At 60.3% G+C, this 22,475-nt stretch carries 19 protein-coding genes; 9 read left to right on the plus strand and 10 right to left on the minus strand.

Annotated features, from left to right (window positions below; all coding sequences use genetic code 11):
• Positions 1-78: 78 nt before the first annotated feature.
• The 7 genes from BW950_RS04625 (at position 79) to cysN (ending at position 9,108) form a co-directional block, all read left to right on the plus strand.
• Entirely contained in the window at positions 79-690 is a 612-nt protein-coding gene (locus BW950_RS04625) for an SAM-dependent methyltransferase (protein WP_234969021.1), read from the plus strand.
• Positions 687-1,484, plus strand: coding sequence for a YdcF family protein (locus BW950_RS04630; RefSeq protein WP_076488119.1), 798 nt, complete (start codon positions 687-689; stop codon positions 1,482-1,484). The genes BW950_RS04625 and BW950_RS04630 overlap by 4 nt, the downstream gene beginning before the upstream one ends.
• Positions 1,485-1,686: 202 nt before the next feature.
• Positions 1,687-3,426 carry an ABC transporter ATP-binding protein gene (locus tag BW950_RS04635; RefSeq protein WP_076488151.1) on the plus strand — a complete coding sequence of 580 codons (1,740 nt, stop codon included), beginning with the start codon at positions 1,687-1,689 and terminating at the stop codon, positions 3,424-3,426.
• Positions 3,427-3,491: 65 nt separating this feature from the next.
• Positions 3,492-5,324 (plus strand): SLC13 family permease, encoded by a 1,833-nt coding sequence (locus BW950_RS04640; RefSeq protein ID WP_076488120.1) that lies wholly within the window; start codon positions 3,492-3,494, stop codon positions 5,322-5,324.
• A gap of 71 nt (positions 5,325-5,395) precedes the next feature.
• The gene (cysQ, locus tag BW950_RS04645; RefSeq protein WP_076488121.1) at positions 5,396-6,286 is read left to right on the plus strand and encodes a 3'(2'),5'-bisphosphate nucleotidase CysQ; all 891 of its coding nucleotides are present in this window, start codon (positions 5,396-5,398) and stop codon (positions 6,284-6,286) included.
• A 3-nt stretch (positions 6,287-6,289) separates the two neighbouring features.
• Positions 6,290-7,201 (plus strand): sulfate adenylyltransferase subunit CysD, encoded by a 912-nt coding sequence (gene cysD, locus BW950_RS04650; protein WP_076488122.1) that lies wholly within the window; start codon positions 6,290-6,292, stop codon positions 7,199-7,201.
• The gene (gene cysN, locus BW950_RS04655; RefSeq protein ID WP_076488123.1) at positions 7,201-9,108 is read left to right on the plus strand and encodes a sulfate adenylyltransferase subunit CysN; all 1,908 of its coding nucleotides are present in this window, start codon (positions 7,201-7,203) and stop codon (positions 9,106-9,108) included. The genes cysD and cysN overlap by 1 nt, the downstream gene beginning before the upstream one ends.
• 45 nt (positions 9,109-9,153) lie before the next feature.
• Here cysN and BW950_RS04660 read toward each other — a convergent pair whose 3' ends face one another.
• The 7 genes from BW950_RS04660 to BW950_RS04690 form a co-directional block, all read right to left on the minus strand.
• On the minus strand, positions 9,154-10,086 hold the full coding sequence (locus tag BW950_RS04660; RefSeq protein WP_076488124.1) for an ROK family protein: 933 nt from the start codon (positions 10,084-10,086) through the stop codon (positions 9,154-9,156).
• On the minus strand, positions 10,079-11,065 hold the full coding sequence (locus BW950_RS04665; RefSeq protein WP_083943722.1) for a glycyl-radical enzyme activating protein: 987 nt from the start codon (positions 11,063-11,065) through the stop codon (positions 10,079-10,081). The genes BW950_RS04660 and BW950_RS04665 overlap by 8 nt, the downstream gene beginning before the upstream one ends.
• Positions 11,062-13,401 carry a glycyl radical protein gene (locus BW950_RS04670; protein ID WP_083943723.1) on the minus strand — a complete coding sequence of 780 codons (2,340 nt, stop codon included), beginning with the start codon at positions 13,399-13,401 and terminating at the stop codon, positions 11,062-11,064. Before BW950_RS04670 ends, BW950_RS04665 begins: the two co-directional genes overlap by 4 nt.
• Positions 13,398-14,582 (minus strand): Gfo/Idh/MocA family protein, encoded by a 1,185-nt coding sequence (locus BW950_RS04675; RefSeq protein ID WP_076488125.1) that lies wholly within the window; start codon positions 14,580-14,582, stop codon positions 13,398-13,400. The genes BW950_RS04670 and BW950_RS04675 overlap by 4 nt, the downstream gene beginning before the upstream one ends.
• A gap of 203 nt (positions 14,583-14,785) precedes the next feature.
• Entirely contained in the window at positions 14,786-15,532 is a 747-nt protein-coding gene (locus tag BW950_RS04680) for a class I SAM-dependent methyltransferase (protein WP_076488126.1), read from the minus strand.
• A 216-nt stretch (positions 15,533-15,748) separates the two neighbouring features.
• Entirely contained in the window at positions 15,749-16,186 is a 438-nt protein-coding gene (locus tag BW950_RS04685) for an OsmC family protein (protein WP_076488154.1), read from the minus strand.
• A 150-nt stretch (positions 16,187-16,336) separates the two neighbouring features.
• The gene (locus tag BW950_RS04690) at positions 16,337-18,244 is read right to left on the minus strand and encodes a DUF4139 domain-containing protein (protein WP_076488127.1); all 1,908 of its coding nucleotides are present in this window, start codon (positions 18,242-18,244) and stop codon (positions 16,337-16,339) included.
• Positions 18,245-18,381: 137 nt separating this feature from the next.
• Between BW950_RS04690 and BW950_RS04695 the strand changes: the two genes are divergently transcribed.
• On the plus strand, positions 18,382-18,627 hold the full coding sequence (locus BW950_RS04695) for a heavy-metal-associated domain-containing protein (RefSeq protein ID WP_076488128.1): 246 nt from the start codon (positions 18,382-18,384) through the stop codon (positions 18,625-18,627).
• 58 nt (positions 18,628-18,685) lie between these two features.
• Complete coding sequence (locus tag BW950_RS04700) at positions 18,686-20,089, plus strand: DNA recombination protein RmuC (RefSeq protein ID WP_076488129.1); 1,404 nt, start codon at positions 18,686-18,688, stop codon at positions 20,087-20,089.
• Here BW950_RS04700 and rlmN read toward each other — a convergent pair.
• The 3 genes from rlmN to BW950_RS04715 form a co-directional block, all read right to left on the minus strand.
• Positions 20,001-21,077 (minus strand): dual-specificity RNA methyltransferase RlmN, encoded by a 1,077-nt coding sequence (gene rlmN / locus BW950_RS04705; RefSeq protein WP_076488130.1) that lies wholly within the window; start codon positions 21,075-21,077, stop codon positions 20,001-20,003. The genes BW950_RS04700 and rlmN overlap by 89 nt on opposite strands.
• 74 nt (positions 21,078-21,151) lie before the next feature.
• A complete protein-coding gene (locus BW950_RS04710; protein WP_076488131.1) occupies positions 21,152-21,469 on the minus strand; it encodes an AzlD domain-containing protein in 318 nt (105 codons plus the stop codon).
• Complete coding sequence (locus BW950_RS04715; RefSeq protein WP_083943724.1) at positions 21,466-22,284, minus strand: AzlC family ABC transporter permease; 819 nt, start codon at positions 22,282-22,284, stop codon at positions 21,466-21,468. The genes BW950_RS04710 and BW950_RS04715 overlap by 4 nt, the downstream gene beginning before the upstream one ends.
• Positions 22,285-22,475: the final 191 nt, after the last annotated feature.

Here is a 22,475-nt window from a genome sequence, read left to right on the forward strand (position 1 = left end):
GGTCATGACGATGAGCAGGGGTTGGAGACAGGGGGCTATCGGGACGTGGGGCTACCGCGATGACTGGTGCCGGGACGGATGATCTGCTACCTTTGGCATATGGCAAAAACCGGACGCCGGCGTCAGGACCATCTGGCCCGGAAAGCGCAGTCTCAGGGTTATCACGCCCGGAGCGTATACAAGCTGGAGGCGATCCAGAAAAAACACCGTCTCCTCTCTCCGGGGAAAAAGGTCCTCGATCTTGGCGCGGCTCCCGGATCGTGGACGCAGTACGCCCTGGAAGTCGCCGGCGCGGGTCATGTCCTTGCTGTGGATCTTCAGGAGATGGCCCTGGCAGGAGCGACCTGTCTTCAGGGGGATTTCACCGCCCCCGCTCTTGCTGAAGCGATTTCTGCCTGGGGTCCGTTTCAGACGGTCCTCAGCGATGCAGCCCCGGCAACAACGGGGAACCGGCTTATCGATACGGGGCGATCCGAGGCGCTGGTAGAGTCCATTCTGGATTATCTGCCGCAGTGGTTGTCGTCCCGGGGAAACTTCGCTGCAAAGATCTTCCAGGGAGGTGGAGAACAGGCCCTGCTCGGACAGCTCCGGCAGAGGTTTTCCTCGGCCGCTTTGTATCGACCCGAGGCGGTGCGGCGCGAGTCCTTCGAGGCCTATTTGATCGGCATCGGCTACGGGGGTGCCGGGTGATTTTCGCGGCGCAGAAGATCATCGCCCGGCTCTTTTTCCCGGTCCCTCTCTTCTTCTGGATCTCCCTGGCGGCCTGGATTGCCCTGCGGGGCGGGAGGCGGCGCCTTGCCCGCGGGCTGACTGCCGGCGCAGTGGTATGGCTGTTTCTGATTTCCTGGGATCCTGTTGGTGAGTTCCTGTTGGGAACGTTGGAGAATCCCTTTACCACCCTGGAAGAGATCCCTGCTGACACGGATATTGTGGTGGTCCTGGGGGGCGGATCCCATTTCCGGGAGGATAGAACCGGCGCAGCGCGGCTCAGCCGAAGCTCCCAGGGAAGAGTTCTGGAAGGAATCCGCCTTGTTTCGGGAGGCCGTGACGATGATAGACGGCCGCTCCTTGTGTTTACCGGAGATTCACCCCGAGATGGTCCCGCTATGGCCTTCGTGGCTGGAGAGACAGCTCGTGCCCTGGGCGTTCCCGGGGAGCAGGTGATAATGCTCGAGAAAACGTATAATACCCGCCAGGAGGCCCGGGCCGTCCGCCGATTTCTTGAGGAGTCCTCCGGCTGGGGCAACGAAGCGAAGGGGCCGAACGGGAGGGTTGTGCTGGTGACAAGCGCCTGCCATATGCTCAGGTCAAAAGCTCTCTTTCAGCGTGAGGGAATCGATCCTGTGCCTGCTCCGGCCCAGTACCTGACGGATCAGGGTTCGCTGAGTCCCTGGAGCTTTTTTCCTTCGGCCTCGGCCCTGGAGAAGACGGAGCGGTTTTTCTACGAGGTTTTGGGGTTGCTGTGGATGGGCATGACCAGGTGATGGGGCGGGTCATGAGCAGTCGTGGCAGAAGAGCAGGAAATACAAAGGAAAGTGAGACCATATGAAAGCGCATAGGCCTGAACATACAAAAGGCGAACACAAAAAACGAGAACACAAAAAACGAGAACACAAGAAAGAAGACGAGAAAAACCCGATAAGCAAAGTTTTATCCCTCCTCTCACCAAAAGAACAGCGGCGGTTGGTGTTTTTGTGTTTTGGCATCGTCCTTCTTGCTCTTGTCGAAGTTGTGGGTGTCGGTTCTATCGGACCTTTTCTTGCGGTTGTTACAAATCCCTCTGTCATCCGCACGAACCCCTATTTGCAGTGGGCCTATCGGGTCTTCGGGTTTTCCAACGACGCTCAATTTGTGGTCGCCATCGGGTTAGCTGTGATTGCCTTCACCGTTTTGCGGAATATTATTGCTGCTGTGGTGCGTTACGCCGAGATCCGTTTTGGGCAAATGCGGGCTCACTCGATATCAACCCGGTTGCTGGCGCGGTACCTTTCGCAGCCCTATGCCTTTTTCTTGAATCGCAACTCCTCTGAGCTGACCCGGAACATTCTGGGAGAGGTTCAGGAGACGGTTAAAAACTTTCTGATTCCCCTGCTGGAGTGTCTCACCAAATCGGTGATTACCCTCTCGATCCTGATTTTCCTGATTCTTCTGGATCCTCTCGTTGCTGCCGTGATGACCCTTGCTCTGGGAGGTGTCTATGGGAGCGTCTATGCGGTAACCCGGATGAGACTGTTCAGAATTGGACAATTGCGGCTGGAGGCAAACAAGCGGCGGTTCCAGGTGGTGAGTGAGGTTCTGGGCGGAATCAAGGATGCAAAGCTCATGGGAAAAGAGAACGTTTTTCTTGATGAATACAAGAAGCCCTCCCGGAAAATAGCCCGCTTTGTGACCCTGAAAACTGTCTATGGAAGCCTTCCGAAATATGTCCTGGATAGCATCGTTTTTTCCATGATCATTCTGGTGGTCCTCTGGTTTATCCATGATTCGGGAGACCTGGAAGGCGCGGTGGCGATGGTCAGCATCTATGCTGTAGCAGGATATCGGCTGATGCCGACGCTGGACGCTTTGTACAAGAACATTGCCAAGTTGAGAGGAAGTCAGCCGGCGGTGGAGTTGATCTATCGGGAACTCATGAGCAACCCCGATGCAGGCTTTTTGGGCCCGAAAACTGCGCCCCCCCGAATGAGTCTGGACCAGGCGATTTCCCTGGAAACGGTCTGTTTTTCCTATCCCGGAGCGGAGACAGAGGTTCTGAAAGATCTCACGATCACAATAGAAAAAAACACAACTGTTGGTTTTGTGGGCCCCACAGGATGCGGGAAGACAACCACTGTTGATATTATTCTGGGGTTGCTTTCACCCGCATCGGGTCAACTATGCGTTGATGGCGTAGAGATTACTCCCGAGAACGTTCGCAACTGGCAGGCTGGTGTGGGCTACGTTCCACAGCACATTTATTTAAGCGATGATACGATTGCCCGGAATATTGCTTTTGGTGTGCCCCACAAACAAATCGATCCCGATCGACTTCAGCGTGCTGCAGAGACGGCAAACCTCTTGAGCTTTATACAGGAGGAGTTGCCCCAGGGATTTGATACGCTTGTGGGTGAACGGGGAGTCCGTCTCTCGGGGGGCCAGCGGCAGCGGATTGGAATCGCCCGTGCGGTATATCACGATCCGGCGGTGCTGGTGATGGACGAGGCAACAAGCGCCCTTGATAATGTGACTGAAGCCCAAGTCATGACGGCTATCGATAATCTCTCGCACAAAAAAACGATCCTTCTCATTGCGCACCGTATAAGCACCGTCAGGAATTGTGACAACATTGTGCTGATGGACAAAGGGGTTGTTGTTGCTCAAGGGGCGTATGACCACCTCCTGGCGACAAGTCCGGACTTTCTGAAGATTGTCGAGGCCAGAACGTGATCGACATGGTTTGAAGGGATCGCCGAAAGACCTGACCTGACGAGAGCTGAAAAAGGAGCGACTTTGTGTACATCACTCTGGCGATACTGGTATTGATCTTTCTGTTCCTTGCCTTCGATGTGGCGGGGGCTGACATGGTCTTCGGTGCGGCGCTGATTCTTCTTCTGTTTACAGGGGTTCTTGCACCCCGGGAGGCCCTGGCGGGGTTTTCCAACAAGGGAATGGCCACGGTGGGACTTCTGTTCATCGTCAGCCGCGCCGTGGAGAATACCGGAATCTTTCAGGCGATTGCCCACTGGTTTCTTTCGGGGGAGCGAGCTTCTCGGGAAGGTTCGTCCCTCACCCGGGAAAAAGGCCAGGCTTCCCTGCCGGTGCTCATGGTAAAGATGATGGCTCCTGTGACATTTCTTTCGGCCTTTTTGAACAATACTCCCATTGTGACGATTTTTGCTCCCACCATAAAGAACTGGGCTACGGCGAAGCGTCTCCCGGTCAGCAAGTTCCTGATTCCTCTCTCCTACGCGTCTATCTTCGGGGGGATCTGCACGCTTATCGGGACCAGCACAAACCTGGTAGTGCACGGACTGATGCTTCAGAATGGTCTTGAGGGGCTGGGTTTTTTTGAAGTAGCCCGGGCGGGCCTTCCCATCGCGGTGGTGGGGTATCTCTATCTGTTCTTCCTGGGGCAGCGTCTCTTGCCCAATCGACAGGATGTGCTCTCCGAGCTGGATGAGGATCCCCGGGAATATTTTATCGAGATGATTGTCCCGGCCGAGTCTCCCCTGATCGGAAAGACCATCGAACAGGCCCAGCTTCGAAGTCTCCAGGGGGTGTACCTCACAAGTATTGAACGGGACGGGACCTACCTGGCCCCAATCACCCCCGATCGGCGTCTTGCTCCGGGAGACCGGCTCTTTTTTGCAGGAAGAACCGACGGTGTCTCCGATTTGATGACGCGCCGGGGGTTGTTGCCGGTGGATCAGGAGACGCTGGCGGTTGACACCCGGGCGATTCGGCGTCACCTGGTGGAGGTCGTTGTGTCCAGCACCTCTCCTGTTCTGGGCCGCTCTGTCCGGGATGCCAATTTTCGAAGCCGCTACGATGCCGCCGTGGTGGCGGTGAGCAGGAAAGGTGAACGAGTGAATACCCGCCTGGGGGATGTAACGCTCCATCCCGGGGATACCCTGGTGTTACTTGCCCGGGGAGGATTTGTGCGACGCTACCGGTTTTCCCGGGATTTCTTTCTGGTTAGCCCGGTAGAGAAGATCACCCCTCCGGCGACCAGAAAAGGTGTCTTTGCCCTGGCCACGGTGACAACCATGATCCTTCTTTCCGCTTTTGGAGGATTTCTTCCGGAGCTGGGAGGCAACAGAATAGATATGTTTTACGCGGCTGCCGGCGCGGCCCTGGTTCTGGTGGCAGGAAAGGTTATCTCCCCCGAGGAAGCCCGGGAGGCGATCCGGTGGGATGTCCTGATCACGATCGCTGCTGCCTTTGGTGTGAGTCAGGCCTTGATAAACAGTGGAACCGCCGAAATGATCAGTCGCGGGATGGTGAATCTTTTTGCCCCCTTTGGTACAGTGGGAGCCGTGGCGGCGGTGTACCTGATGACCTGTCTCTTTACGGAGTTGATTACCAATAATGCTGCGGCAGCGCTGGTGGTTCCCATAGCCTTTGAGGCTGCCCGGTATACGGGAATATCCCCAGTGCCCTTTATGGTCGCCGTTGCCATGGGAGCCAGCGCGAGTTTTGCCACTCCCATCGGGTATCAAACCAATTTGATCGTTCAGGGACCGGGAAGCTATCGGTTTCTGGATTTTCTGCGGGTGGGGATACCCTTGAGTATTCTCACGGCAGCAACGGGTATCACGGCGATCGTCCTGTGGTACGGAGTGTAAGACGCGTGCCTGGTGCGGCTGCGCTGCAGAATGCAAAGAGGCGAATAGAAACGTTCAAGGAGATGCGATAGATGGTACTGGAACGACCTCTTCGGGAAGCGGCCCTGGGGGCAGCTCTGGAAGCGGGGAAGGAAATCATGGAGGTCTACGGCCGGAACTTTTCCGTCACGGAAAAGGACGACGCATCACCTCTCACCGAGGCTGATACGCGTGCCCATGGGGTTATTGTCCGGCGTCTGGGAGAGGCCGACCCGGCCATTCCCATCCTGAGCGAAGAGGGAAAGCATCAGCCCTATCAGGAACGATCCCGCTGGACCCGGTTTTGGGTGGTGGACCCTCTGGACGGGACCAAAGAGTTCATCAAGAAGAACGACGAGTTCACCGTGAACATAGCCCTTTTTCACCGGTCCGGGACGGGGGAGGCTCTTCCCGTGCTGGGAGTTGTGGTTGCTCCTGCCCTGGAGGTGGCCTACCTGGGGGTGCCCGGGGAAGGCGCCTGGCGCGGATCAACCGATTCCTGGGGGGGCGATCTGGAGGGGTTTCTCTCCCGGAGCAGCACCCTTCCCGAGGACGGGGCTGGCCGGGGCCGTCCCTACCGGATTGTGGCCAGCCGCTCCCACATGAGTGACGAGACTGCGGCGTTCATCGCGGAGCGCCGCCGGGAGCACCCCCTCCTGGAGCTTGTTTCATCGGGAAGTTCCCTGAAAATATGCCGGGTGGCGGAGGGATCAGCCGACGAGTATCCCCGGTTTGCTCCCACCATGGAGTGGGACACCGCTGCCGGAGATGCCCTGGCCCGGGCTGCCGGGTGCGAGGTCCTGCGATGGGAAGGGGGCGGTCCTGCGGGACCGCTACGCTATAACAAGGAAGATCTTCTGAATCCCTGGTTTCTCGTGAGAAGCCTCAGGTCCGGATCCGCCCGGCGCGGCGGGGCCGGTCAGGGACAGGAGAGAAAGGAATAAACTATGGCTTCCAACACCTACCAGCGGAACACGCTGGACATTCTCGAATCCGAAGCGATCTACGTTATACGCGAGGTAGCTGCCCAGTTTGAGCGGCCGGTGATGCTCTTTTCCGGAGGAAAGGATTCCATCGTCATGTCCTGGCTCGCCCGAAAGGCCTTTTTTCCCGGGAAGATACCCTTTCCCCTGATGCATATCGATACGGGCCACAACTTTCAGGAGACTCTGCGCTACCGCGACTGGTGGATGACCCAGATTGATGCCCGGATCATTGTCCGATCTGTGGAGGATTCGATCCGCCAGGGGCGGGCAAAAGAAGAAGAGGGGCCCAACCCCAGCAGAAATGGCCTGCAAACGGTAACCCTGCTGGATGCCCTGAATGAGTTCAAGTTTGATTGCGCCCTGGGGGGCGCTCGAAGGGACGAGGAAAAAGCGCGAGCCAAAGAGCGGTTTTTCAGTTTCCGCGATCGGTTTGGTCAGTGGGATCCCAAAAATCAGCGCCCCGAGCTGTGGAATCTCTATAACGGAATGAAGCGACCCGGAGAACACCTGCGGGCTTTTCCCATAAGCAACTGGACAGAGCTGGATGTGTGGCAGTATATCCAGCGCGAAAAGATCGATCTGCCGACCCTCTATTTTACGCATCAGCGAGAGATTATCCGTCGGGACGGAGTTATCCTCGCCGTGGGTGACTACAACCAGCCCGTTGAGGGCGAAGAGGCAGAAACCGCCTGGGTCCGGTTTCGCACGATCGGCGACATGACCTGCACGGGAGCGACCGAGAGCAGGGCCAATACACTGGATGATATCGTCAACGAGATCGCCGCAACCCGGGTAACCGAGAGGGGCGGCCGTGCCGACGACCGCCGCAGCGAGGCAGCCATGGAAGACCGAAAGAAACAGGGGTATTTCTGATGAGCAGCAGCACAGGAATTGTAAAAGAGCGGGACCTTCTGCGATTTACCACGGCCGGGAGTGTCGACGACGGGAAGAGTACGCTGATCGGACGAATTCTCTACGACTCCAAGCAGATTTTTCAGGATCAGATGGAGCAGCTGGAACATTCCAGCAAGCTTCGGGGCGAGGAAGAGGTGAATCTGGCTCTTCTCACCGATGGGCTCCGGGCGGAGCGGGAGCAGGGAATCACCATCGATGTGGCGTACCGCTATTTTTCCACGGCACAGCGCAAGTTTATCATCGCCGATACGCCCGGCCACGAGCAGTATACCCGGAACATGGTGACCGGTGCCTCCACGGCAGATCTGGCGATCATCCTGATCGACGCACGCCACGGAGTGCTTACCCAGAGCCGCCGCCACGGTATTATCGCCAGTCTGCTGGGAATCCCCCATATTGTGGTCTGCGTGAACAAGATGGATCTGGTGGATTATTCCCGGGAGCGTTTTCAGGAGATCGTTGCGGAGTACCAGGAGTTTGTCCAGAAGTTGCAGCTTCGGGATATCACCTTCATTCCCGTATCGGCCCTGGTGGGCGATAACGTGGTGAACCGCAGCGAGAAGACCCCCTGGTACAAGGGGGCTCCCTTGCTGGAGTTTCTCGAGACCGTCACGATCAGCAGCGACCGGAACCTGGTTGATTTCCGCTTTCCCGTGCAGTACGTGGTCCGTCCGCATCAGGATTTTCGGGGTTTTTCGGGACAGGTTGTCTCGGGGACGATCGCCCTGGGCGAGGAAGTGGTGGTTCTGCCCAGCATGCACCATTCCCGGGTAAAGAGTATACAGTTCTATGAGCGGGAGCTGACCGAGGCAGCCGAGGGAGAGTCGGTGATCATCACCCTGGAGGACGAGATCGACATCAGTCGGGGTGATATGATTGTGCGTCGCCGCAACATCCCCGAGGTGGCCCAGGAGTTCGAGGCAACCCTGGCCTGGATGGACGAGCGATCCTCTCTGGAAGTGGGAACTCCCTATATCATCCAGCACACCACGCGACGAACCCAGGCGATGGTGGACGACGTACTCTATCAGCTCGACGTGAACAGTCTGCATCGAAACGACTCCGAAACGCTGGCTCTCAATGAGATTGGCCGGGTCAAAATCACGACAGCTTCGGAACTTTTCTTTGATCCCTACGAACGGAACCGCAGTACTGGCGGGTTCATCCTGATCGATCCCAATGATTTTCGAACCGTCGGGGCGGGCATGATCCGTTACTCCTCGCGAAGCACCATCGAGGAGCTCAAGCGGGAGGAGCGAAAACATCAGCTGGAACCCCGTCAGTCCACGGATATCCTCTGGGATCCTGGCCTGGTGGGACCCCAGGACAGGATTCGCCGGAACGGTCATGATCCCCGGTGTATCTGGTTTACGGGCCTCTCCGGGGCCGGGAAGAGCACCATCGCCAAGGAGGTGGAGAAACGCCTCTTTGACCAGGGGCTTCAGGTGGTTCGGCTGGACGGCGATAACGTGCGCCACGGCCTGAACGGCGATCTGGGCTTCACCCGGGCAGACAGGCGGGAAAATATTCGTCGTGTTGGTCACGTGGCGCGGCTCTTCTACGATGCGGGGACTATCGTTCTCTGCACGTTTATTTCTCCCTACCGGGACGAGCGGTCCTTCGTGCGGAGCCTCTTTCCTGAGGGTGCCTTCTGGGAGGTCCACGTGGATGCCCCCGTCGCCGAGGCGGAACGCCGCGATCCCAAGGGGCTCTATCGACGGGCCCGGGCCGGGGAGATCCCCGGGTTCACCGGCGTGGATGCCCCCTACGAGCCTCCCGAGGAGTGTGAGCTTGTGGTGGACACGCACCGCCTCTCGGTGGACGAGGCGGTGGAACGGGTCATGCAGATTCTGAACGGTTCCTGAATGAGGCCGGTCTTCCCGGGGATGCCCCGGGAACACCGGCAGACCTCAGAGGTGGGCTGCTCCAAAAAGCACCGCCGTGTCCCAGAGCTCTGCCCGCTCCAGGGGAATTTCCCGGAGTTCCGGTATGGAGAGCGCCTCCCGAACCCGTTCACGGATGGGGTCTACCAGCCAGCGACTCTCGGTGCAGAGCCCCCCGCCGATGACGATCACCTCGGGGGCGACGATGGTAAGGACGCTCACCAGGAGCCCCGCCACGGCGTCCCGGGCCGATTGCGCCACCTGTCGTGCCAGGGGATCTCCCTGGTCCAGGGCGGCAAAGAGCGTGTAGGTATCCAGTGATTCTTCCCGAAGCGACGAGGCCATACCCTCCTGGAGAAGCCGTCGGGCAGAGCGCACCATACCGGGGCCGGAGGCCCGTTCGATGATCGTTTCTCCCCTTTCCCTGCCGAAGAACGTTCCCGGATCTATGGCGTGAACCTCGCCTGCAAGCCCCCGGTACCCGGAAAAAATCTTCCCGTCTATGATCAGCCCCGCACCAACTCCGGTACTGAGGGTGATATAGAACATGGACCGGTAGGATTTCCCCTTTCCGTAGAGGGCTTCTCCCAGGGCACCGGCTGTAGCGTCATTCTCAAGCCGTACTGGAGCCTCCAATTGCTCTTCCAGGGCGGTTACAACGGGGAAATTTTCCCACTCGGGGAGGTTGGGAAGTTTCAGAAAACGGCCCGCTCTGGAATCGAGGGGACCCGGTGCGCCCACGCCCACACGATCGATGGCGGTTCCCGTGAGGGAGGCCGTTTGAAGGGTCGCGGTAATCTGCTCAACCAGTTCCCGGGGATCCCGGGGTGTGGGAAACCGGGCGATCTGATGGACCTGATCGTTCTCGAAGCGGGCCACCACCGTTTTTGTGGCCCCGATATCTACTGCTGCGACGGGCTTGTCTGCCCCCTGGGTTCTCTTGATGGTGCTATCAGCCAAGTGGTACTCCTTGGGCCCTCACCAGCGCGGCCAGAGCCTCCACCTCCGTTTCCGGCAGAGGGGCTGTGTAGTCCGCGTAGGGGTAGGGCTGTCCCAGCATCCGGTATTTGCCTGACGCCAGGGGGTTAAAGTTGATCAGCTCGAGAGAGTAGTTCCCCGGAAGGGATTTTACGAATCGGGCGATCCCGCTGATATTATCATGAGATGTGGTTGTTTTGGGAATGAGGGGGAGCCGGAAGAGGATTGGTGCCTTCCGGTCTGCCAGAAACCGGGCGTTATCAAGAATCTGCTGATTTTCCACCCCCGTGAACCGGCGGTGCTCCTCTGAATCGGCCAGCTTGAGATCCGCCAGGAAGAGCTTTGTCAGGGGCAAGACCCTTTCCAGCACGGCCCGGCTCGTCTGGAGTGTCGTTTCCAGAGCCGTGTGGAGCCCCTCGGCGAGGCATCGTTCCAGCAGGGCCTGGACAAACTCGGGTTGTGCCAGGGGTTCTCCCCCCGAGAGGGTGATGCCCCCCCCGGAGGTATCAAAGAAGACCCGGTCCTTTTGCAACTCCTGAAAGAGCTCCTCCACAGTATAAAGGCTGCTGTCCCAGGTGAGAGCCCGGGTGGGGCAGGCCTCAATGCACAGACCGCAGCCCCGGCAGAGGGAACGATCTATCGTGATGAAATCAGGGTTGGCTCCATCGGGCTGATCCTCCCGGGCCGAGAGCGCTCCCTCGGGGCAGACCGCGATGCACCGGCGGCACCGGATACACTGTTCACGGTGGTAGAAGAGGAGTGGCGTCCGGGGTATTCCCTCGGGGTTCTGGCACCACCGGCACGCCAGGGGACACCCCTTGAGAAAGGCCGTGGTCCGTATGCCCGGGCCATCGTGCAGGGCAAAGCGCTTGATGTCGAAAACACGGCCAGTGATCGCTCCGGTTTCTCCCTGGTGCGGCCTCTTCCCGTTCCGTGCCGGGTTCGGTGCTGGTACGTTCATAGGGGAGTCTCTCCGTAGGTTGTTCGTTTAATAATCTCTTCCTGGAGATCCGGCGCCAGTTCCACAAAGTAGGCGGTGTAGCCGGCAACGCGGATCGTGAGGTTCTCGTGTTCGTCGGGCCGGGCCTGGGCCTCGCGGAGGGTCTTCTCGTCCACCACGTTGCATTGCAGATGGTGGATGCCCAGAAGGACCATGGCGTAGAGGAGGGCCACAAACTTTTCCCGTTCTTCGGGGTTGGTGAAGGTCCGGGGCAGAAATTTTATGTTCAGCAGGGCGCCGTTTCCCGCTTTGGAGAAGGGCAGTCGTCCCAGGGAGCGCAACAGCGCTGTGGGTCCGGCGGTGTCCCGGCCGTACATGGCCGATACCCCGCCGTCGGCCAGGGGCTCCCGGGCATGGCGTCCGTCGGGTGTGGCCCCCACGTTTTTTCCCATGGGAACGTGGGCCGAGACGGTGTACAGACCCATCTGGTAGGCTCCACCCCGGGCATTGGTGAAGTTCTTCAGACGGTCGGCAAAGTATTCCACCCAGCTGGCTCCCAGACGATCCACCCACTCCTGGTCGTTTCCGTACTTGGGAGCCCGGGAGATCAGGTTCTTTCGAAGCTCTTCGGCCCCGGAGAAGTCTTCCCGGAGCGCCCTCAGCACTCCTGCGGCCGGGACCTGCTGGGTATCATAGACCAGGTGTTTCAGGGCGGCCAGGCTGTCGGCCACGTTGGCCACCTGGATCGCCTGGATACCCGAAAGGTTGTAGCGGGCCCCTCCGGCGGTGACATCTTTTCCCGTATCCAGGCAGGAGTCCACCAGGGCCGAGAGAAAGGGTGAGGGCAGGAATTCGGCGTGCATCCGGTCTACGGCATCGCAAAGGGGAATCATCCGGTCCATGAAGTAGTCGATCTGGCGGCGGAACCCCTCCTGAAGCGCCTCAAAGGAGGGGTAATCTTCCAGGGTTCCTGTGGCCGGGCCAAGGCGCTCTCCCGTGAGAAGGCATACCCCGTCGTTCAGGGCAAGTTCCAGAGCTTTCACCAGATTGAACATGGCGGCGTCGCTCCAGCCCAGGGTGTTCCCCGAGGGCGAGAGTTCCACGCACCCCACCACGGCGTAATCCCGGGCATCGCTCTGGCTGATTCCCAGAGACTCCAGCGCGGGGATAATACTCTCGTCGTTGACGATCTGGGGCATTCCGCTTCCCAGGCCGATAACGCGGGCACACTGGTCGATAAACTCCCGGGGCGATCCCCGCCAGAGGCGAGCGCTCAGATTGGGCTGGGGGAGCCCCAGGTGCTCCTGGGCCTTGAGAAATATCCAGGAGAGGATATTGGTCCCATCGGAACCATCGCGCTTCATTCCGCCGATCGCCACGTTAAACCCGATGGGAAATCCTGCAAAATATTCGGCCGAGCTGGCGTTTCGCATGTACACGATCTGGTTGAACTTTATCCAGAGAGCCTCGGTGAGCTCCAGGGCCTGGGGAACGGTGAGTGTTTCCTGATGCAGATCCTGCTCAAGGAAGGGCAGCAGATACTGATCCATCCGTCCCGGGGAAAAGGAGGAGGCGTTCGATTCCATCTGGAGAATCACAAAGAGAAACCACACCGACTGAAGCGCCTCGTGGTAGCTCCGGGGAGTTCTCCGGGCGAGGGCCGAGCAGACCCTCCCCGGAGGCGTCCCGTCGGCGAGCTGGCCGTAGCGAGTGATACAATCGACGGCTCCCTCCATGACCACCATCACCGCTTGGAGGAAAGGCTTCTCCTCTTCCGGGGCGTCCTGGAGCCGTTGGCTTGCCTCCTGATGAATCCCCCGAGGCCCCAGAGAGAGCCAGCGCGGAACATCGGGACAGATATGGCCCTGGGCGTGGTCGGTCTGGTTGATTTTTACCACCCTCCTGATTGCTTCCATGGGCTGGCCAAGCCGCTCCTTCACGGCATCTTCCAAGGTTCTGCCTTGCCAGAAGGGAAGGATCTCTTCGGTAAAGCGCCGGGCATCGTCGGGCCGGACCGTGAAGGGATCCTGAGGGCGGCTCTCCAGGGTGGTCAGTTCCTGTTCGATCCAGGAGATTCCCGCTTCGGGAGAGACCACACCGGCCCGAATCCGGGGAGTCCTGTTTCCCACGATCATTTCGTCCGGGTCCACCCTGAGGGGCATCTCCCGGAGAGCCCGGGCCAGGGCGTGGGCGCGTTGAAGTACCCGGGGTTCACCCCGGTGGTCCCGGTAGCTCTCGGTGATGATCAGGGCCTGATCAATCGAGAACAGGCGCTCTTCCTGGCGGGTGGCTTCCTTGAGACGGCGGATCCGGTCGGTCATGGCCAGATTGTGAAACTCCCGGGGAGGGGTGTTCATGGGTTCCTCCCGGAATCCGGTTCCTGGCCGAGGTGGTTCCGGTCCAGGACTACCGTAGTTCCCCCGGCGGCGGATGACCGTTCCGCTCCGTCGAGAACGATTTGCACCTCCAGACCGTCCCGAATGCCCGGTGATGGTTCCTTGCCCGATGTCACGGCCGAGAGAAAGGCCACCTGGTTTTCCGTGTGGGCTCGGTCCCAGCCCAGGGGGGATCGGGCGGGCGGGGTGAGGGCTCCCGGGTAGTGCTGAACGGTCTGGAGCCTCTGCCAGCCCCGCTGGCCGCCGTGGTCACCGCCAGGGTTGCTCTCGTCAAACCAGGCCAGGTAATTGGGGTTCATCAGGTCAAAATGAAGGGCTCCTCCCTCGCCGTAGATCCAGAACCGCAGATCGTCCAGCGTTCCCGTGGCAAAGCGGGAGGCCTCGATCGTGCCCAGGGCTCCGCTGGCCAGCCGTACCCGGAGCCAGGCTGCGTCGTCCACGGTGACCTCGCCCAGATCGGTTCCGCCCCGGGTGAGGGGTCGGCGGGGGATAAACCGTTCCAGGTGCGCCTGGAGGCTTTCGAAGTCTCCCAGAAGATACCGCATCAGATCGATCACGTGGGACCCCAGGTCTCCCAGAGCACCGGAGCCGCCGCTCTCGCGTTTCATCCTCCAGGTCAGGGGCCGTTGGGGGTCCTGGTAGCCGCTATGAAGGTATTCCGCGCGGAAACTGAAGATTCTTCCCAGTTTTCCCTGCTGAAGAATTTCCTTTGCCCGTTGAACCGCCGGGATAAAGCGGTACTGAAAGACCATTCCGAATGTACCCGGACCCGTGTCTGCGGCAGTCTGGATCGCCAGGGCGTCTTCCAGGGTTCCTGCCAGGGGTTTCTCGCAGTAGACGTGCTTTCCCGCTGCCAGGGCTGCCCGGGCAACGGGAAGATGCAGATTATTGGGCAGGGAGATATCCACCACCTCCACCAGGGGGTCTTCCAGGAGTTTTTCGATCTCCGTCGTTGCTGTGATGAATCCTGCCTCGGCCCGGGCTGCCCGGGCTGAAGACTCCCGGGAGGTGCAGACACTACGCAACTCAAGCTCCGGCAGGATTCCGGGGTAGATGAAGGGAATCTGGCGGTAGTTCATGGCGTGAAGCCGACCAATCATGCCGTACCCGGCCAGGGCAATTCCAATTTTTTTCGGGTTCATCAGGGCAAGGACTCCTTCCAGGGCTGTTTCTTCGGGGAGAGATCTCCCATTGGGCCTTTATTTGAAGATACCATAACTTTCAAGCGAAAGCGAGAGAGGTGTGATCAATTGGGGAGGCGGGCCGGATGACCCGCCTTGTCATAATGGTCCCCGGCTTTGGGCCGGAACCGGTCCCGTGGAGAGCAGAGAGCGGTTCCGGTGTTTCAGGGGACGCGTGCGCGCAAGACCGCCTGCATATGGGAGCGGTGGCTGATCTCGACACCCTTGAAGCCAATCGCTTCAAGGTGGGAGACGGTCTCGTCGGCAAACATGGCGTACCGTGGTGACTGATCCGAGATGTTGTGCAAGACCCATTTTTGAAGAATCTCCAGCTTCCCCCGGGGTACGAACGCCTGGAAGAAGCGTTCTATCTGGTATGCCAGAGCGTCGAACTGTTCCTGTCCCCGTGGGGCGTATTTGTCAGCGTTGGTGAAGAGCCCCCCCGGGCGCAAAATCCGGAAGATCTGGCGTTCCACCTCCCTTCGGTAGCCCGCCTCCAGGTTGTGCAGGGTGAAGGCCGTGGCCACCACGTCGAAGCTCTCGTCGGGAGAATCCTGGAGATACGCCAGGGCGTCGGACTCCCGGAGGTGGACATGGCCGCCTTTGGTTGCCTCCCGCAGGTGTTCCTGGGCCTTGTGGAGCTGGTTCGGATCGTTGTCGATGCTGGTGATCAGCCCTGCCCCGGGGGCCTCCAGCATCGCCTGAACCAGGCGGGTGGTGGTAAAGCCGTCGCCGGTGCCGATCTCCAGGAGATGGAAGGGCACATCCCGATCTGTCCCGGCGGAGCTGAAATCGATACCCTCGATCATCTGATGCTGGAAGGCCTCAAAATCGGGGTACGCCAGGGTGATTAACTCGTACTCTTGGGCGAGATCGCCCGTGAACCGATGTTCACCGCTTGTTCTGCTCATACTTTAAGGGTAGTTCATTTGTTCCCGGGATGCCACGGGGGGAGGAAAAAACTGTGATGGATGTGCCGCGATCTCCGGAGGGATCGCGGCGGTGACAGACTATGAGAGCCCTCGTTCCGACCCGGCTCGGCGCAGGACCGGTCAGGTCAGCTGGAGCTCAGGCCGGATCAGGCCCCGGGCAGCTCCCTGGCGGAGCAAAGGCCGGCGGGGCTTCGGTTACGGAGCGACCCGGATCGCCACGGTTGTGCCGTTGACCAGGTTGTCGCTCACGGGACAGCGGGATTCTACGGTGTCTCGCCACTTCTCCAGGGTCGCTGCATCGGCGCTGGAAGAGACCTTCATGTCCACGGTGATCCCCTTGAAGCCGGCCCGGTCGGCGTCGCTCTGGCCCATAAACCTGGCCGGATTCAGCGCTCCCGAAAGCGTCATGGTGAGGCTCTCGATGGTTATGCCCATCTCCCGGGCAACGACGTGGCCCGTTACGTTCAGGCATCCCGCCAGGGAGGCAAGTTCGTACTCCACCGGGTTGGGGCCTGAATCGGTCCCTCCCAGCGAGGGGGGTTCGTCCAGAACAAGCGAGAAATTACGTGCCTCCACATCGGTCCGCGTAGGAGAGGCCGCTGTGGCCGTTACAGAAAATGTTATATCACTCATACCGGTAAGATCATAAAACAAGGTAACTTTGTCAAGTTTTTCCCGGACCCTCGGCGTGGTCAACCCGCCTGGCCCCCGACAGACCAATCTGTCTGGCCCCCGACAGATCAACCCGCCTGGCTCCTGGCAGACCAACCCGCCTGGCCGGTATCAAAGGTCTGCACCCAGGGTCTGGAGGTAATCACGCAAGGCGTCCCGGGCACGAGCCTCTCCCTGGCGGGCCTCCTGAAGGGTATCCCGGAGCCGCCGGAGTTCTTCCTCCTGATGCGTCAGGGACCGGGTATACTCCCGGTAGAGGGAGGTGTTTCGCTCCAGTTGGGCCATGTTGGTGCTGATGCGCTGCTGGTCAGCGAAGATCTCCTCCCGGCGTGCTTCCTGGACCTGCCGGGTTCGGCGGTGTTCCTCCAGGGAGCTTCGCAAAGAGGAGATATTCTGGAGGGTTCGGCGCACCGTAGGGTCGATGAGGCGGTTGCTGCTGAAGTAGCCCAGCATCTCCTGATCAAGGTCCGTCAGGGCGTACCGCTGTTCCCGTATCTGTTCCTCCACCACCGTGACGGAGCTACCCCGCAGGGGCACCAGGGCAACCTCCCCCTGAAGGGTATGGTCGGCGGGAGCGATCACCTCCCAGCCCTTTCTCCGTCGGTGAGAAACCACGATAGGCGTGTCGGGACCGCCTGCATCCACACCCAGGGAACGAACCTCGTAGGTGGTGCGCAGTCGTGCCCGCCGCTCGGCGATCAGGATACCCTCGGCCAGGCTGAGGGTGGACAGTTCTTCTTCCGGGCTGCCGGACCTGGAAAGAACTTCCAGGTGGGGGTCCAGGGCGTAGGTCACGATCGCCTCTCCCCGGGCAGGCAGAAGCGGAATCGCGCCGTCTCCCACATAGCGCTGGCCCTCGTAGACCGTAAGAGGGCCCGGAGGAAGGAGGTCACTGCTCTCGTTGGTGAAGCGCACGGCTGCCTCGGGACGTCGATGGTTCTGATCAGGCGAAACCTGGCGGATTGGCTCTGCCGCCACCCTGGTGTTCACAATTGGAACCATCATGGAACGTCCCCGGGGAATCGTCACCGGGCCAGGCAGGGTAAAGGTCATCCCCGTGAGCAACTCTTCCCGGGACATCTCCGGCGGCGCTGCTGCGAAGGCCAGGCGGTCGGCGCTCCGGGCCGTCCGGGAGAGCAAGGGTTCGTCGGGGGCTCCAAAGAGAGGCCGGTTGATATAGCGGGGCCGGTAGAGATCAAATCGGTAGGTCCTGGGGTTGGCTGCAGTGAGGGTCAGTTCCACCTCATCCCAGTCCAGGTCGGTGGTGTTATCAATGTGGGCCCACCCTTGCAGGAGTCCCCGACGGTTCCCCGGGTCCAGGACGATCCGGTACGTTGTGTTCCAGAGGGGCATCTCCCGGAGATAGCGGATCTCCAGAGTTCGTCGGCCCCGGCCTGAGTAGTTCAGAGAGACCTCCCGGAGGTCTTTTTCCAGGGCGGTCCGGGTAAGCGCGGCTAGAGCCGCATCAAGCGATTCCTGCATGGCCGGGTCGGTACATCGAAGGAGCTCCACCCGGGAGAGGGGTATCTCCCGGAAGGTCCGGTCCCGGGCAATCAGGATCGTTCCGTCATTGGAATCGGTCATGTGGGAGCCGATCAGGAGGCCCTCTACCGGAGCGGGTGCAGCTTCACCGGGCTCGTCCCGGCGCAAGACGACCTCCAGGGGTGTGCCCCGGAGCTGGCGCAACAGATCAGCCAGGCGGTGAACGTCCTGAAGCTCCTGGTCGCTTCCCGTGGGGTATTCTGCCAGATCCAGGGTTCCGCCGTCGTGGTCAATCAGGGTGAGGGAGCGCAGAAAATCGCTCATCTCTTCCCGGGCAACAGTAAAGGTGATCGTTCCCGAACCCGAGACCGTTCCCCGGTGAACGAACTCTCCCACGCCGCTGGTAAGAAGCGTTACTGACCTGAGGGGAAGGGCGGCCAGGGAAACGATGCCTCCCTGGAAGAGGAGTAGGGCCAGGGCCAGACCGAGGTGTCCCACCAGGCCGGGACCGCCGAAAAGCGATGATCGTCGTATCATACCCCTATTGTGCACCCCCTCCCGGAGATAGGCAAGTCGCTTCGAATCTCTTCTTCGAAGGGTTTTATAGGGTACCCCCCAAGGGTACTTGACCGGGCGGGGCGGGAGCGTTAGCCTTGATCCCCAGGAGGACACCAATGGGATTATTCGGATTATCCCGGGGTTCGGTGGAATACCGGGTTCCGGCCATGAATTGCGGGCACTGTGAAGCAAAGATTACCGGTGCAGTCCGGGGAGTTGCGGGGGTAAAGAAAGCCCGGGCCTCGGCGCCTGAAAAACGGCTCGTTCTGGAGTATCGCGGAGATACCGCTCCCGATCTGGCCGCGGTGAACGCCGTGCTGAAACCGCTCGGTTTCGAGGCGCAGCCAGTCCAGGAGCAGTAGGTTGCTGTAGCAGGCCCTCGCTGTTGACACGGCCCTGCCCGGCGGGCAGGATCGTGACATGATAGGGGAAGAGATAGTCCTGCCCGTTTTCGGCGCTCTCGTCGGTTCGGTGGTAACGGCTGTGCTGGTCCATGCTCTCGCAGTTGCCCGCGGGGCGGCGATACGGGCAGAACTAGAGCAGCTGCGGCGCCGAAAGGAAGAACTCCTGGAGGAGCGAAACCAGGAACGGCTTCGCAAGGAAGCGCTGGCCCTCCGGGTTTCGGAGCTCGAGACCCGCCAGGCAGCCGATCAGGAACGTCTCCAGTGGCTTGCCCGGGCCGAGACCTCCCTGAGGGAGACCTTTGAATCCCTGGCAGGACGAACCCTCCGTGAAAGCACCACCTCGCTTCTGGAGCAAAGCAAGGTTCAGCTGACCCAGTTCTCCCAGCTTCTGAAAAGCGATTGGGGCGCCCGGACTCAGGAGCTTCGGGGGGTGGTGAGCCCCCTGGCGGAGGAGCTGAAGAAACTTGATCACCAGGTACGCACCCTGGAAGAGCGGCGTCAGGGAGCTTATCAGGGACTCACCGAGCAGGTCCGGACGATCGGGGAGCAATACCGTTCGCTACACCAGGCCACGACCTCCCTGGACCAGGCCTTGCGGGCTCCCCAGGTTCGCGGCAAGTGGGGCGAGATCCAGCTTCGGCGGCTGGTAGAAATGGCGGGCATGGTAGATCATGTGGATTTCCAGGAGCAGACCGGGGGCAGCGAGGGGATTCGAAAAACCCCGGGGGACCGATCCGGGACGTTCCGGGGCCGTCCGGATATGATTATCCGTATGCCCTCGGAAGGAGTTCTTCCCGTTGACGCCAAGGCTCCCATGAGCGCCTACCTGGATTCCCAGGAAGCGGCCACGCCGGAGCTTGCCTCCCAGGCCCTGCGCCGTCACGCCCAGGCCCTGAGGGGTCACATCCAGGCGCTCTCCCAGAAAGCCTACTGGAGCCAGTTTGAACGGACCCCCGAGTTCGTGGTGATGGTTGTTCCCTATGAAAGCGGTCTCACGGCGGCCTTCACGACAGACCCCGAGATCCTGGAATATGCTCTTGCCAATAAGGTTATTATTTCTGCCCCTGCCAGCTTTCTGGCGCTGTTGCAGGTGATCGCCTACGGCTGGATGCAGGTAGATCTCTCCCGGAACGCCCGGGAGATCGCCGCCGGAGGACGAGAGCTTCTGGAGCGGCTCCAGCCCTTTGCCAGCCATATGAACCGTCTCGGCGGGGCCCTTCACCAGGCGGTGGAACGCTTCAACGAGAGCGCGGGCTCTTTCGAGCGGCGCGTTCTTCCCACGGCCCGGAAACTTCAGGAGTTGGGAGCGGGCCGCGAGGCTCCCCAGGCACTCAACCCTCTTGATTCCCGTCCCCGCACACTCTCTGAGGAGTCTCTTCCAAAGGAGTCTTCGTCCACAGAAGCCCGCAGGCAGCGTTAATATCTTCGCCTCGGGAGCGGCGGACGAAGGTTGCCATTCCCTTGTTTTGAAGTTCCCGGGAAAACTTCTCTATTCCTTCGGCAGATGTCGGCCGCAGGGGAGATCCCTCGATGGTGTGGTAGGGGATAAGGTTGATCCGGAGCCTGAGTCCGTTCAGCAGTTTGGCGAGGCCCTCCACGTGGGCCGGGGTGTCGTTGAAACCCTCCAGGAGCGTATATTCGAAGGAAATTCTTCTGGTTCGATCCTGGCGGTCTCGACGGATCAGGCGGAGCGTCTCTTCGATGGGGTTATCGCGTTCTACCGGCATGATTTTCTGACGCTCCCGGGGAAAGGGATTGTGGAGGCTTATGGCGAGTTCCACCGGGGATCGGGCAAAAAACTCCTCCAGTTGGGGGTGAATCCCCACGGTGGAGAGGGTGATTCTCCGTGCCGACAGGCCGTACCCCTGGGGGTCTGTGAACCGGTCCAGAGCCTGGAAGGTGGCGTCGCTGTTATCCAGAGGTTCTCCCATCCCCATGAACACGATATTGGTGATCTGGCTCCGTTCGGGGATCGAGTGATACTGGTTCAGTATTTCCGAAACGGTGAGATTTCCCTGAAATCCCTGGCGTCCCGTCTGGCAGAAGGAACAGGCCCGGCGGCACCCCACCTGGGTGGAAAGGCAGAGAGTAGAGCGCTCTCCATCAGGAATGAGAGCTGCCTCCACGGCACCGCCCGCAACGGGGAAAAGGTATTTTTTTGTTCCGTCGGCAGACTGGAGAACCCGGGCCGGAGGAACCACGTCCAGGGGAAGGGTTTCCGCAAGGGCCTGGCGGAGTGTTCCGGGGAGGTTCTTCATCTCTTCCAGCGACCGGGCGCCCTGGCGATAGATCCACTGGCATATTTGATCTGCCCGGTAGGGTTGGTGTCCCAGGGCGGACACGGCCTCCCGCAGATCTTCCGGAGACATTCCCAGCAATGAGCGGGGAGGAGAACTGGATTGACTCATTTCCCTAGGGTGTACCCCGGAGGGCCCCGGGTGTCAAGCAACGCCCTTTTGTGGGCCGTTTCTGCCCGGCCGTTTCACCCCGGCAGGAGGGCAAAGCCCCCCCAGGCAAGGCTGATTGTGAGCAGCACCACCAGGGTGAGCCCCACACCCCGCAGGGTCAGCAGGAACGCCAGGGAAACCACGGCGGCGGCGATCACGGCGGGACTTCCCAGAAAGGAATCGGGAAACAAAAGAGCCCCAAGCGCGGCCGCAGGAACCACCTCGAGGAAACGCTTCACTCCCTCCGGAAGCGATTCCATCCGGGAGAACCAGAAGGGCAAAGCCCGGCCCAGGTAGGTACCCAGAAATATGCCAAGGCACACAAGAATCCAGGGAAGCGTTATGTTTGTCATGGCGAAGATTCCTCCTTCAGCGAGACGGGCTCCGCCATGAGCGTGACGGCCCACCCCGCCAGGGCACCCACGGTCATGGCGATGGGAAAGGCCGAGCCGGGACCAAGCGCCAGGGGGCCTCGTAAAAAAACATTCATCGTTGCTCCGCAGAGGGCTGCCACGGCGACAGGCCCTGGTCGGCGGCGGCGGGCGCGAAACTGCCCCGCCAGGAGAGCCGCAAAGAGCGCGTAGAGAGCAAGTCCCATGGCCGCCCGCAGGGAAGGCGCAAGGATTTCGCCCAGAGACGCTCCCAGAGCAGTCCCTCCCACCCAGGCGGAATAGGCCGCCAGCTCCAGCCCCAGAAGAAAGGCCGAGCTGACCGGACCATCCCGGGCGATTCGCCAGGTGGCCACCCCGAAAACCTCGTCGGTAAGGCCGAAGGCCAGGAGGCTGCGCCGGGGAAGAGAGGGGGAACCTGCCACGTTGGGAGCCACCACGGAACTCATCAGAAGATGGCGCAGATTCAGAAGCCACCCGGCAAAAACGATCTGGATGCCCGCTGCCAGGGAAAGTCCCCCCAGGGGGACTCCCGCTGCAGAGATCGCTCCCGCGTACATTCCCACAGCCATAAACTGGGCCGCTCCGGCAAAGGCCAGCGCCGAAGCCAGCACCGCATCCAGAAAGGAAAGCCCGCTGTTGACGACCAGAATACCGAAGGTGATCGCCACGGGAATATAGCCTGTGGCGATGGGAAGCGCCGAAGCGGCTCCCGAGAAGAAAAGACTCAGGGACGATGAGTGGTGCATCTGGTTCGGGGCATTTGTACTTTGGGCCATAGATCGGGAGAATACCCCGAAAGGCAGATCTAACGCTATCGGACCCCGGGATAAGGCCAGGGATCAACCCTTAAAACACCCCTGGATTAATCACCAGCTCCTACCAGGGGTGTTGACATCTCCCGGACGGCCCCGTATATTTGACTAATCAAAATCCTGATTTTGATTACTAGCTATTAGGAAAGAGGAGA

It is taken from the genome of Alkalispirochaeta americana, from assembly GCF_900156105.1.
In the GTDB taxonomy this organism is placed as follows: domain Bacteria; phylum Spirochaetota; class Spirochaetia; order DSM-27196; family Alkalispirochaetaceae; genus Alkalispirochaeta; species Alkalispirochaeta americana.